10 protein-coding genes are annotated in these 13,154 nt (G+C 62.6%); all 10 read right to left on the bottom strand.

Going from position 1 to position 13,154, the window contains the following annotated elements; genetic code table 11:
* Positions 1–91: 91 nt before the first annotated feature.
* The gene (locus EXN22_RS23790) at positions 92–1,108 is read right to left on the bottom strand and encodes a class I SAM-dependent rRNA methyltransferase (RefSeq protein ID WP_130266350.1); all 1,017 of its coding nucleotides are present in this window, start codon (positions 1,106–1,108) and stop codon (positions 92–94) included.
* Between the two features lie 79 nt (positions 1,109–1,187).
* Positions 1,188–2,366 (bottom strand): acetyl-CoA C-acetyltransferase, encoded by a 1,179-nt coding sequence (locus EXN22_RS23785; protein WP_130266349.1) that lies wholly within the window; start codon positions 2,364–2,366, stop codon positions 1,188–1,190.
* Positions 2,367–2,478: 112 nt separating this feature from the next.
* Positions 2,479–3,348 (bottom strand): oxygenase MpaB family protein, encoded by an 870-nt coding sequence (locus EXN22_RS23780; RefSeq protein WP_130266348.1) that lies wholly within the window; start codon positions 3,346–3,348, stop codon positions 2,479–2,481.
* A gap of 40 nt (positions 3,349–3,388) precedes the next feature.
* Positions 3,389–5,323, bottom strand: a complete 1,935-nt coding sequence (gene acs / locus EXN22_RS23775) for an acetate--CoA ligase (protein WP_130266347.1) — start codon at positions 5,321–5,323, stop codon at positions 3,389–3,391.
* Between the two features lie 106 nt (positions 5,324–5,429).
* Positions 5,430–7,094 carry a glucose-6-phosphate isomerase gene (gene pgi, locus EXN22_RS23770; RefSeq protein ID WP_130266346.1) on the bottom strand — a complete coding sequence of 555 codons (1,665 nt, stop codon included), beginning with the start codon at positions 7,092–7,094 and terminating at the stop codon, positions 5,430–5,432.
* Positions 7,095–7,221: 127 nt separating this feature from the next.
* Positions 7,222–8,079, bottom strand: a complete 858-nt coding sequence (panC, locus tag EXN22_RS23765; RefSeq protein WP_130266345.1) for a pantoate--beta-alanine ligase — start codon at positions 8,077–8,079, stop codon at positions 7,222–7,224.
* On the bottom strand, positions 8,076–8,876 hold the full coding sequence (gene panB / locus EXN22_RS23760; RefSeq protein WP_130266344.1) for a 3-methyl-2-oxobutanoate hydroxymethyltransferase: 801 nt from the start codon (positions 8,874–8,876) through the stop codon (positions 8,076–8,078). The genes panC and panB overlap by 4 nt, the downstream gene beginning before the upstream one ends.
* Positions 8,877–9,128: 252 nt before the next feature.
* Positions 9,129–9,605, bottom strand: a complete 477-nt coding sequence (folK, locus tag EXN22_RS23755; protein ID WP_130266343.1) for a 2-amino-4-hydroxy-6-hydroxymethyldihydropteridine diphosphokinase — start codon at positions 9,603–9,605, stop codon at positions 9,129–9,131.
* Between the two features lie 3 nt (positions 9,606–9,608).
* The gene (locus tag EXN22_RS23750) at positions 9,609–10,997 is read right to left on the bottom strand and encodes a polynucleotide adenylyltransferase PcnB (RefSeq protein ID WP_165392259.1); all 1,389 of its coding nucleotides are present in this window, start codon (positions 10,995–10,997) and stop codon (positions 9,609–9,611) included.
* 708 nt (positions 10,998–11,705) lie between these two features.
* On the bottom strand, positions 11,706–13,145 hold the full coding sequence (locus EXN22_RS23745; RefSeq protein WP_130266341.1) for a sigma-54-dependent transcriptional regulator: 1,440 nt from the start codon (positions 13,143–13,145) through the stop codon (positions 11,706–11,708).
* Positions 13,146–13,154: the final 9 nt, after the last annotated feature.

Raw genomic sequence — 13,154 nt, 5'->3', positions numbered from 1 at the left:
GTGTGGCGTCGTCTGTCTCGAACGGAGGTGGTTGGAGTATGGCACGTAAAAACGGTTCCGAAGCTACCCCGTATATTTGCGATTTTTTGTGTCAGAGCTGCAGAATCAAGGTCTTCAGTGGCGGTTGACCATCCTGCGACGGAAAGTCGCCGGCGGGTTTGAGCACCTGCCAGTCGCGTACCGGGCGCCCGGCTTTTTCGGCACAGCGCAGCACTTGCTCGCGCCAGTCGTCGAGGCTGACCTTGGCCAGGTTGTTGCAGCAGATCAGCACGCCATCATCGGCGGTGCTCAACAGCGCCGGCTTGAGCAGGCTCTGATAGTCGCGCAGCAGGTCGACGGTGCCGAAGGCGCTCTTGGCCCAGGCCGGTGGGTCGAGCAACACCAGGTCGAACTGACGCTGCTCCAGGCGTGGGTACGGGGGCAGCTTGTGGCCGCGACGCTGGCTGACCGGCAGGCCGGCGAACTGACGGATTGCCGGGAAGTAGTCGGACTGGATAAAACTCATCGGCAGCAACTGCGGGTTAAGTGCGCCGTTTTCTTTGCCCACGGCCAGGTTGCCTTCGGCGAAGTCCAGGTTGCACACCTCGCGGGCACCACCTGCTGCGGCGCTCAGGCCAACGCCACAGGTGTAGGCGAACAGGTTGAGCACGCGCTTGCCGGCGCTGTGTTGCTTGACCCAGCCACGGGCGTTGCGCAGGTCGAGGAACAACAGCGGGTCCTGCCCTGCATGGCGGCCACGCACCCGGTAGTTCAGGCCCCATTCGTGGCCAACATGATCGGCCAGCGCAGCTTCACTGGCCTGATACACCGGATCGCGACGCTCAATGCGGCTGTTGCCCTGGGAGCGGTCGTTGTAGACCAGCAGCAGTTCCAGGCCCAGATGCGCCTGCACAGCGGCGTGCAAGTCCAGCAAGGTGCTGGTGTCGAGGCTGTTATGGAAACTCTGCACCAGTAGCTGCGGACCGTAGCGGTCGATGGTCAGGCCGCTGGCGCCTTCCTGGCTGCCATGGAACAGGCGATAGCAATCGGTGCCCTGGGCATGCAGTTCGGCGAGAAGGCCCTGGCGGGCATCGAGGGCGGCGCGCAGCGCCTGATTCAAGAGGGACATGCACGTGGCCTTGGTTTGCGGACGTGCAGTTTATCAGTTCAAGACCGGGGAGGGGCCGTTGCCGCCCCTCCCGCAGTGATCAGCGTTCGATCGCCAGGGCCACGCCCTGACCACCGCCGATGCACAGGGTCGCCAGGCCCTTGCTGGCATCACGCTTGATCATTTCATGCAGCAAGGTCACCAGCACCCGGCAACCCGAGGCACCGATCGGGTGGCCCAGGGCAATGGCGCCGCCGTTGACGTTGACCTTGCTGGCATCCCAGCCCAGCTCTTGGCCTACCGACAGGGCCTGGGCGGCGAAGGCTTCGTTGGCTTCGATCAGGTCCAGGTCCGCCAGGTCCCAGCCGGCCTTTTCCAGGCAACGGCGGGTAGCGCTGACCGGGCCGATGCCCATGATCGCCGGATCAACCCCGGCGTTGGCGTACGCCTTGATCCGGGCCAGTATCGGCAGCCCCAGTTGTTGCGCCTTGGCCGCGCTCATCAGCAAGACCGCTGCCGCACCGTCGTTGAGCGAGGACGCATTGCCGGCGGTTACCGTGCCGTCTTTCTTGAATGCGGGCTTGAGCTTGCCCAGCGACTCGGCGGTGGTGCCGGCGCGTGGCTGCTCATCGGTGGCGAAGGCAAGCGGCTCGCCTTTGCGCTGCGGAATCAGGATCGGAGTGATTTCGTCGACGAAACGCCGGGCTTCGATTGCTGCGACAGCCTTTTGCTGCGAGGCGGCGGCGAAGGCGTCCTGTTGTTCACGGCTGATGCCGTACTTTTCCACCAGGTTCTCGGCGGTGATGCCCATGTGGTAGTCGTTGAACGCATCCCACAGGCCATCGCTGATCATGCTGTCGATCAGGCTGCTGTGGCCCATGCGCAGGCCGGTACGGGCACCGGGCACAACGTAGTTGGCCAGGCTCATGTTTTCCTGGCCGCCGGCGATGATCACCTCGGCATCGCCGCAGCGAATCGCCTGGGCCGCCAAATGCAGGGCCTTGAGGCCAGAGCCGCAGACTTTGTTCAGGGTCATGGCCGGTACGGCATGGGGCAGGCCGGCCTTGATTGCGGCCTGGCGCGCCGGGTTTTGACCGGCACCGGCGGTGAGCACCTGGCCGAGGATGACTTCGTCGACCAGTTCGGCATCGATGCCGGTCTGGGTCAGCAACTGGCGGATCACTGCAGCGCCCAGGTCGACGGCGGGGATATTGGCCAGCGCTCCCTGGTAGCTACCGACAGCGGTACGGGTGGCGGCAACGATAACGACATCTTGCATGGCGCGGGTCCTCACTCTTATTGGATTTGGCGTCAGAACGGTTCAGGCCCGGGGGCCTGGATAGACCGGCATGGTGGCATAGATGGCCGGGCGAGGGCTATTGCTGCCCGGATCAGGTCAGGCCCATGCGCCGGCGTGCTCGATGGGCCGAGCCATCGCGCATGGCCCAGCGCAGCATCGCAGCGGTGCCGGTGACACCCTGGCGGATCAGCCGGCGTTGCAACGGGTTCTGACTCAGTTCGAGCATTTCGCTGGCCCATTCGGGCAACAGGTCGATCCCGGCGCGCAGCATCAGCGCGCCCACCGGCTGGGCCAGGCGGCTGGGCGCTGGCGCATCGAGCAGCACCTGTACTACTTCGTGACTGCGGGCATCGCAGATCAGGTGCGGGCGCATGGCTTGCAGGTAGTCGGTGATCTGCTGGCGCGAGCGCGGTACCTCGCGGGCGCCCAGGCGTTCGGCAATCAGGGCGATCTCGGCGTAATAGGCGTCCTGATCGGCGAGCGACAGGTTCGGGTTGCGATAGCGCATATGCGCTGCCAGAAAGCTGCTGACCTCGGCCACATGCACCCAGGTCAGCAGGTCCGGGTCGCTGGCGGCGTACGGCCTGCCATCAGCGGCGCTACCGACCACCTGCAGGTGAATGGTCCGCACTTTTTCGATCAGCCAGTTGGCATCTTGCGTCGAGCCGAAGGTGGTGCCGGAGATGAACTGGCTGGTACGGCGCAAGCGGCCGAGCAGGTCCTGGCGAAAATTGGAGTGATCCCAGACCCCGGCCAGCGCCAGCGGGTGCAGCAATTGCAGCAGCAGGGCGCTGATGCCGCCAATCAACATGCTCGGGAAGTCGCCATGCACGCGCCAGCTGATGCTGTCCGGGCCGAACAGGCCGGGATCGCCCTTGGGGTTTTCCAGGTCCAGTTGCCCCAGGGACAAGCCGGTCAGGCTCATCACCTGGGTTTCGATACGGCGGCGAATCGCTTCCATGGTTACCTTGTCTTCAAGGCAGCCCGACGAAGCTGCCGTTTTAAGTGTTCAGGCGTTTGTCGATCAAGCCCTGGACCACGCCCGGATCGGCCAGGGTCGAGGTATCGCCAAGGTTGTCGAGTTCGTTGCAGGCGATCTTGCGCAGGATGCGCCGCATGATCTTGCCTGAGCGGGTCTTGGGCAGCGCCGGCGCCCACTGGATCAACTCGGGCTTGGCGAAGCTGCCGATCTCTTTGCTGACCAGGGCCAGCAGTTCCTGCTTGAGGCTGTCGTCCGCGTTTACCCCGTTCATGGGCGTGACGAATGCGTAGATGCCTTGCCCCTTGAGATCGTGAGGGTACCCGACAACAGCGGCCTCGGCGATGCTGTCGTGCAACACCAGGGCGCTTTCGACCTCGGCGGTGCCGATGCGGTGGCCGGAAACGTTGATCACGTCATCGATGCGCCCGGTTATCCACAGGTCGCCGTCCGCATCGCGGCGGGCGCCGTCGCCGGTGAAGTAGTAACCCGGCAATGGCTTGAAGTAGGTATCGATCATGCGCTGCGGATCACCGTACACACTGCGGATCTGCCCGGGCCAGCTGGCCTTGATCGCCAGCATGCCGCTGCCGGGGCCTTCGATCAGCCTGCCTTTGTCGTCCAGCAACACCGGTTGCACGCCGAACATCGGCTGGGTGGCGCAGCCGGGCTTGACCCGCCGGGTGCCCACCAGCGGGCTGATCATGATGCCGCCGGTTTCGGTCTGCCACCAGGTGTCGACGATCGGGCAGCGCTTTTCACCCACGGCTTCGAAGTACCATTCCCAGGCTTCCGGGTTAATGGGTTCGCCGACGCTGCCGAGCAGGCGCAGGCTCTTGCGCGAGGTACTCGCCAGCGGCCTCGAGCCTTCACGCATCAGCGCGCGCAGGGCTGTAGGAGCGGTGTAGAAAATGTTCACCTCGTGCTTGTCGACCACCTGCCAGAAACGCGAGGCATCGGGGTAATTGGGCACGCCTTCGAACATCAGTGTGATCGCACCGTTGGCCAGCGGCCCGTAAACGATATAGCTGTGACCGGTCACCCAGCCGACATCGGCGGTGCACCAGAACACCTCACCCTCACGGTAATCGAACACGGTCTTGAAGGTCAGTGCGGCTTGTAGCAGGTAGCCGGCGGTGCTGTGCAGCACGCCTTTGGGTTTGCCGGTGCTGCCGGAGGTATAGAGGATGAACAGTGGGTCTTCGGCGTCCATGGGCTCGGGTGGGCAGTGGTCGCTGACTGATTTGATCGCCTGGTGGTACCAGATATCGCGGCCTTCGCTCCAGTCGATCTGGCCACCGGTACGTTTGATCACCACAACGGTGCTGACCTGCGGGCAACTGATCAGGGCTTTGTCGACATTGTTCTTCAGCGGCACTGTCTTGCCGCCGCGAATGCCTTCATCGGCGGTGATCAGCGTGCGGCAATCGGCGTCGAGAATCCGGTCACGCAGGGCATCCGGCGAGAAGCCGCCGAACACTACCGAATGAATGGCACCTATGCGGCTGCAAGCGAGCATGGCGTAGGCCGCTTCCGGGACCATGGGCATGTAGATACACACCCGGTCGCCTTTTTTCACCCCGCGTTGCTTGAGCACATTGGCCAGGCGACAGACCTGCTGGTGCAGTTCGCGGTAGGTGATAAGGCTGGAGTCGGCGGGGTTGTCGCCTTCGCGAATGATCGCCGGTTGCTCACCGCGGGTGGCCAGGTGGCGGTCGATGCAGTTGTAGCTGACGTTGAGTTGTGCGCCGTCGAACCAGGTGGCTTGCCCGGTCTTCATGTCGCTTTGCTGGATCTTACGCCAGGGCTTGATCCAGTCCAGGGCCTTGGCCTGTTCGCTCCAGAAGGTATCCGGGTCGTCGATGGACTGGCGATACAGGCGTTCATAGTCGGCCTGGCTCAGTTGCGCCGCCTTGCTGACGGCATCGGCTTTAGGAAAGTCGCTGATATCGAACATGGCGGGGTCCTGTCGCGTCGTGAGCGTCAGGACAGTGTAGACCTCATCGCAGGGCAAGCCCGCTCCTACTGTAGGAGCGGCCTTGCCCCGCGATGGGGCGATCCGGTCAGCCGCGGTGACGGCTGCGGAAGAAGTTGATCAGGCCCTGGGTCGAGGCGTCTTCGGCAGGTTCTTCGATACCACCGGTCAAGCGCTGGTACACGCCCTTGCCCAGTTCCTTGCCCAGTTCAACGCCCCACTGGTCGAAGGCGTTGATGCCCCAGATGACACTCTGCACGAACACCTTGTGCTCATACATTGCCACCAGCGCGCCAAGACGACGCGGGCTGATGCGCTCGACCACCAGGGTGTTGCTCGGACGGTTGCCCGGAATCACCTTGTGCGGGGCCAGCTTCTGGATCTCGGCTTCGGCCATGCCTTTGTTGCGCAGCTCGGCTTCGGCCTCGTCGCGGGTCTTGCCCAGCATCAGCGCCTGGCTCTGCGACAGGCAGTTGGCGTACAGCCACTGGTGGTGGTCGGCGACCGGGTTGAAGCTGACCACCGGGACGATGAAATCGGCCGGAATCAGTTGGGTGCCCTGGTGCAGCAACTGATGGTAGGCATGCTGGCCGTTGCAACCCACGCCACCCCAGATGACCGGACCGGTGTCATGGTTGACCGGCGTGCCGTCCTGGCGGACGCTCTTGCCGTTGGACTCCATGTCCAGCTGTTGCAGGTGCTTGGTGATGTTACGCAGGTAGTGGTCATACGGCAGGATCGCATGGCTCTGCGAGCCCCAGAAGTTGCCATACCAGACGCCGAGCAAGGCCAGCAGTACCGGCATGTTCTGTTCGAACGGGGCATTCTGGAAATGCTGGTCCATGGTATAGGCACCGGACAGCAGTTCCTTGAAGTTGGCCGTACCGATGGCCAGGGCAATCGGCAGGCCGATGGCCGACCACAGCGAGTAACGCCCGCCGACCCAGTCCCACATCGGGAAGATGTTTTCTTCACGAATGCCGAAAGCCATGGCCGCGGTCTTGTTGCTCGACACGGCGATGAAGTGCTTGTACAGCTCGGCTTCCGAGCCACCCTGGGCCAGGTACCAGACGCGGGCGGCCTGGGCGTTCTTCAGGGTTTCCAGGGTGTTGAAGGATTTGGACGAGACAATGAACAGTGTGGTTTCGGCGCGCAACTTGGCCGACAGTTCGTGGAACTCGCTGCCGTCGATGTTGGCCAGGTAGTGGCAGCGCACACCGCGCTGGGCGTAGGGCAGCAGGGCTTCGGAGACCAGCTCCGGGCCGAGGAAGGAGCCACCGATGCCGATGTTGACCACGTCGGTGATCGGCTTTTCGCTGTAACCGCGCCACAGGCCGTCATGAATGCGGCCAACCAGTTCGGTTACCTGGTTGAGGACCTTGTGCACCTCGGGCATCACGTTGACGCCGTTGACGCTCAACTTGTCGCCCACCGGCCGGCGCAAGGCGGTATGCAGGGCGGGGCGGCCTTCCGAGGCGTTGAGGATTTCGCCGGCGAACAACCCCTTGATTGCCTCTTGCAGGCCGACTTCATTGGCCAGGCCCACCAGCAGGTCGCGGGTCTGACTGTTGATCAGGTTTTTCGAGTAGTCGAGAAACAGCCCACAGGTGCTCAGGGAGAATTCTTCGAAGCGCTTTGGCTCGGCAGTGAATGCGTCGCGCATGCTGAAGTCCTGCATGGCTTCGCGGTGCTGCTGGAGCGCCTGCCAGGCCGGCAGGGCGGTAACATCATGAGGGGTGCGGTAATACGCCATCGCTGCAGGTTTCCTTAGTGCGTGAACTGCCTTGGACACTGGAAACAGCGCCCCGTTTGCAGGCTGATGCCAATTATAGGCATGCAGCCTGCTTTACAGGGAGAGGCCAGGTCAGCGGCTGGCCGGGTTACTGGTCGTCAAGGTTCAGGTGCAGGTTGTCGATCAGGCGGGTAGCGCCCAGGAAGGCAGCTACCAGGATCACCAGATCGCGGTCTTCGGCGGTTGCCGGGCGCAGGCTCAGGGCTTGGCGGATTTCCAGATAGTCAGGGCGAAAGCCTGCCTCGGTCAGTTGTTGCTGGCCGTTGGCGATCAATGCCGGATAGTCACGTTCGCCCTGCACGATGACCGCGGCCATCTGGCTCAGCAGACGATACAAGGCTGGCGCTACCGCGCGTTGCTCGTCGCTCAGGTAGCCGTTGCGCGAGGACAGTGCCAGGCCATTCTCGGCGCGCACGGTCGGCTCGCCGATGATCTGGATCGGCATGTTCAGGTCGCGCACCAGCGCGCGGATCACCGCCAGTTGCTGGAAGTCTTTCTGGCCGAACACCGCCAGGTCCGGCTGGACCATGTTGAACAGTTTGCTGACGACTATCGCCACGCCTTCGAAATGGCCTGGGCGACTGGCACCGCACAGCCCTTCGGACAACTGCGGGACGCTGACCCGGGTCTGCCCGGCCATGCCATCGGGGTACATCTCTTCGACGGTCGGGGCGAACAGCAGGTGGCAGCCCGCCAGGAGCAGTTTCTCCTGGTCGGCGGCGAGGGTTCGCGGGTATTTGTCGAGGTCTTCGCTGGGGCCGAACTGCAGGGGGTTGACGAAGATACTGGCAACCACGAAGTCGACCCGTTGCGCAGCCTTGGTCACCAGCGCGGCGTGACCGCTGTGCAGGTTGCCCATGGTCGGCACGAAACCGATGCGTTTGCCCTCACTGCGCGCCCGCGCCACGGCGGCGCGCAGTTCACGGACGGTCTTGACTGTATTCATGCACTGAACCCATGTTCGCTGCCGGGGAAGCTGACATCCTTGACGGCAGCTACGTAAGCTTTGAGGGCGCCTTGAATGTCGCTCTGGCCAACCATGAAATTCTTCACGAACTTCGGCACCCGGCCGGTCAGCGACAGGCCGAGCATGTCATGCAGCACCAGCACTTGGCCGTCGGTGGCGCTACCGGCACCAATACCGATGACAGGAATGCTCACTGCCTGGGTGATTTCGGCTGCAAGTTCAGTCGGCACGCATTCAAGCAGCAACATGGCCGCACCAGCCTGCTCCAGGGCGATGGCATCGGCACGCATCTGCCGGGCCTGGCTTTCCTGGCGGCCCTGGACTTTGTAGCCGCCGAGAATGTTCACGGTCTGCGGAGTAAGACCCATGTGTGCGCACACCGGCACGCCACGCTCGGCCAGCAGGCGGATGGTCTCCGCCAGCCAGGCTGCACCTTCGACCTTGACCATGTGCGCGCCCGCCTGCATCAGTGCGCCGCTGTTGACGAACGCTTGCTCGGTGGTGGCGCAGGCCATGAACGGCAGGTCGGCGAGAATCAGCGCCCCTTCATTACCGCGCTTGACGCAGGCGGTGTGGTAGGCCATCTCGGCATTGCTGACTGGCAAGGTGCTGTCATGGCCCTGCAGGACCATGCCCAGGGAGTCACCCACCAGCAATATTTCCACGCCGGCACGGCTGGCGGCCTGGGCAAAGGTCGCGTCGTAGCAGGTCAGCATGGTTATTTTCTCACCCTTGGCCTTGAGGCTCTGCAGGGTGGTCAGGGTTACTTCTGGCATGAAAAGGAATCCTCGTTCAGGCGCTGTGAAAAACGGCTGCGTACAACGCATGTATTCATCTTCTGGAACAGCACATCATCGATCGTGGTGTTTGAATTACGACCTGTTCCAGGCCTATATACGCCTTTTTGCGGCGCTCGGGGCGCCACGGGACGCCTATAGTCGTGAGCGAGGGGGCTGAAGTCAATTACCCTGTTACCGCATTGTTACTATTGCGCTGTTACGGGCGTTACCGGCTGGGGGAACGCCCGGCTACAGGCGTTCCAGGCCGACGAACGGGCAATCTGCCAGTAATTGGGAAAGGGGCCGCTGATCGGCCAGGCAGAAGTCTTCGGGGACCAGTTCGGCCAACGGGTAGAGGACGAACGGTCGTGCCTGCATGTGGTAATGCGGCACTTTCAGGCGTGGCACATCGATGACCTGGTCGCCGTACAGAAGAATGTCCAGGTCGAGCGTGCGCGGACCCCAGCGTTCCTTGCGCTCGCGGCCCTGGTCGGCCTCGATGGCCTGCAATGCATCGAGCAGTTCGAGAGGGGGCAGAGGCGTATCCAGCGCCGCCACGGCGTTGGTGTAACGCGGTTGGCCTGGTGACAGTGAGTCGCTGGTATAGAAGGCCGATACCCCGGCCAGGACGCTGGCACGCAGTTGCCCCAGCGCCTCGACGGCGCTGCGCAATTGCTGCTCGGGATTGGCCAGGTTGCTGCCCAGGCCAATGTAGGCGCGGATCATGTGTTACTCGCCCGCAGCGCCGTCGGCACGCTTGCGCTTGCTCGGGCTGCGCTTGCGTTTGCGCGGGCCGGCACCGGCGCCTTCATCACGGCTGCCCAGCTCGCGAATCATGTCGCGGCGCTGGCTGTCGTTGCAGTCCTGATAGTCGGTCCACCACTGGCCCAGGCCGTCGGTTTCTTCGCCAGCGCTTTCACGCAGCAGCAAGAAGTCGTAACCGGCGCGAAAGCGCGGGTTGTCGAGCAACAGGTCGGCACGCTTGCCGCTGCGCCGTGGCAGGCGCTCCTGCATGTCCCAGATCTCGCGGATCGGCATGGTGAAGCGCTTGGGGATCGCGATGCGTTGGCATTGCTCGGCGATCAGTTCGTGGGCGGCTTCGTTCATTGCCGGGATCGGCGGCATGCCACGGCTCTGCAGGCGCAAAGCGCGCGCCGGCAGCGCCGGCCAGAGCATGGCGGCGAACAGGAACGCCGGGGTTACCGGTTTGCCCTGCTTGACGCGCAGGTCGGTATTGATCAACGCCTGGCTGATCAGGGTATGGGTATAGGTCGGGTCTTCCTCCAGCGCCTGGGCACTGGCGGGGAACAGTGGGTCGAACAATTCCAGGTCGACGAGCATTTCGAAGGTGTCGGCGGCATGCCCGGAAAGGAACAGTTTCAGCGACTCTTCAAACAGGCGTGCGGCCGGAATTTCGCGCAGCATCGGCGCCAGTTGGCGAATCGGCTGGACGGTGTGCTTCTCGATGCCGAAGTTGAGCTTGGCGGCGAAACGCACGGCCCGCAGCATGCGTACCGGGTCTTCCTGGTAACGCTGGGTCGGGTCGCCGATCAGACGGATCAGGCGGTTGCGAATGTCGTGCACACCGTTGGCGTAATCGAGGATGCGCTCGCTGATCGGGTCGTAGTACAGGGCGTTGATGGTGAAGTCGCGGCGCTGGGCGTCTTCTTCCAGGGTGCCGTAGACATTGTCGCGCAGAATCCGCCCACTCTCGTTACGCGACGAGGTGTGGCTGTTCTCTTCTTCGCTTTCCGGGTGGTTGGCGCGGAAGGTGGCGACTTCGATGATTTCACGACCGAAATGGATGTGAACCAGCTTGAAGCGGCGACCAATGATGCGGGCGTTGCGAAACTCGGCGCGGACCTGTTCAGGGGTGGCGCTGGTGGCGACGTCGAAGTCCTTGGGGGTGATGCCCAGGAGCTGGTCGCGTACACAGCCACCGACCAGGTAGGCCTGGTAGCCGGCGTTTTGCAGGCGCTCGACGATATTCACCGCGTGGCGACTGAACTGGCCACGTTGCAGCGAATGTTGACCACTGTTGATCACTTCGGGCGTGGTGCGGATGTGGTGCTGGCCACGCACGGGAGGACGGAACGACTGGAACAGCTTCTTCAGCATGGGATGCACTGTTTGAAGGAATGTTCGGCCAAAAACGAAGAATGGCCGCATGATGGGCGGGGATTCTAGCATTTACTCGGTGGATGGTGTAGGCGGTCGCGTCGGGCGACGCTTGGGCAGGCTGGAGCGGGCAGAAACTACAAGGGGAGCCGAAGCTCCCCAAGAAGTAGTTGCGTGCTCTTATTGTTTTTTTGCCGGGCTTCTTGTTTTTGTTGAGTGCCCTGCCCACAAAAAAAGCTTGTGGGCGGTATCCCTAACCGGGATCAAGAGCAAACGGATTGCTTTGGTCGCTGAGGTTGCAATGATCATGCGATCCAACCAGTTCAGGCCCTGCTTGAGTGCAGTTTTTGTTGTTCTCTGCCTGGTTGTGGGGCAAGCCCCAAATACAACTCCTCTCCAAAAGAATCAGTTAGCTGCGCCTCCGCCGTCTTGTTCTTATTGTGCGTGAGCCGATTCGTCTTATTTTTATTGTCTTTTGCAGTGCTTGTTATTGTTCTTGTACCAAACATATAGCAGGTGCCGTGCCAACTTTTGCAAAACCCAGTAAAACAAGGGGTTGGAGCGCTTTTTTGGGGTTTTTGGGGCAGAAAAAAACCGGGGCTTCGTTACCGTAAGCCCCGGTTTTTGTTACGACTTTGCGTTGCGGTAACAGTTTGTCGCAGGGTGGCGGTGTTACCGCTGGGCGCCGTGGGAAACAGCGCAAACGCCTCAGCCTTCGCTGGTAGCGCCGCTCTTGCGCCGCGGGATACCCAGGCGCTGGCGTCGCTCCCACAGGCACTTGCGACTGACCCCCAGCTTGCGCGCAAGCTCGGTCTCGGTCATGTGATCCTGATGTTCGAGGACAAAATGCTGGAAGTAGTCTTCCAGCGACAGGTCTTCGGTCGGCTCGTGGCTGGTGTTGCTGGTGGTGACACTGCTGCTCGACAGGCTGGCGAACGGATCATCGTCTTCCAGGTCGCTCAGTTCGATGTCGATACCCAGCAGGTCGGCGGAAATTTCCGGGCTCTCGCACAGGATCACCGCACGCTCCACCGCGTTTTCCAGCTCGCGCACGTTACCCGGCCAGGAGTAATGCCGGATCGCCTGCTCTGCGTCGTGGCCGAAGCGCAGGTCGTTGCGCCCGACTCGCGCACTCTGGCGGGCGAGGAAAGCATTGGCGATTTCGTTGACGTCGGCACCACGCTCGCGCAGCGCCGGCAGCTTGAGGGCGATGACGTGCAGGCGGTAATAGAGGTCTTCACGGAACTGGCCAACCTTGGCCAGGTTCTTCAGGTCACGGTGGGTGGCGGCGATCAGGCGCACATCGACCTTTTGCGATTGCACCGAGCCGACCCGTCGGATTTCGCCTTCCTGCAGCACCCGCAGCAGACGTGCCTGGGCTTCGAGCGGTAGTTCGCCGATTTCGTCGAGGAACAGCGTACCGCCGTCTGCGGCTTCGACCAGGCCGGCACGCCCGGCACTGGCACCGGTAAAGGCGCCTTTTTCGTGGCCGAACAGTTCCGATTCGATCAGGGTTTCCGGAATGGCCGCGCAGTTCACCGAGATCATCGGTGCCTTGGCCCGTCGCGAGAGGTTGTGCAGGGCACGAGCTACCAGCTCTTTACCGGTCCCCGATTCCCCCTGGATCAGTACATTGGAGTCAGTTGGTGCAACCTTGCGAATCTTGCCGTACAGGTCCTGCATGGGCGGGCAGGTGCCGATGATGCCGATCTCGCCATTGGCTGCATTGCTGGCCGCTGCTTTTTCGCTCGCCGCCGCCTTGCCGTTGCCGCGCTCAGCCGCAGTGGTTGGGGCGTTCTGCCGGTCACGCAGGATGCGCGCCACGGCCTGAAGCATTTCATCATGATCGAAGGGCTTGGCGATGTAGTCGACCGCACCCATCTTCATCGAGTCGACGGCAGAGCGCAGACTCGCGTAGCTGGTCATGATCAGCACCGGCGTGCCCTGACCAAGCTTGATCAGCTCGGTGCCAGGTGCGCCTGGCAGGCGCAGGTCGCTGACAATCAGGTCGAAGGTCGCAATGCTGAAGCGCTCCTGGGCTTCCTGCACCGAGCCGGCCTCGCTGACCTGGTACTGGTTGCGCTCAAGCAATCGGCGCAACGCCGAGCGGATGATGGTTTCGTCTTCGACGATCAGAATATGCGGCATTGATTCAAT

Source organism: Pseudomonas tructae (assembly GCF_004214895.1).
GTDB lineage: Bacteria > Pseudomonadota > Gammaproteobacteria > Pseudomonadales > Pseudomonadaceae > Aquipseudomonas > Aquipseudomonas tructae.
The sequence above is the reverse complement of the archived record's forward strand: the minus strand, read 5'-3'. Positions and strand labels throughout refer to the sequence as shown.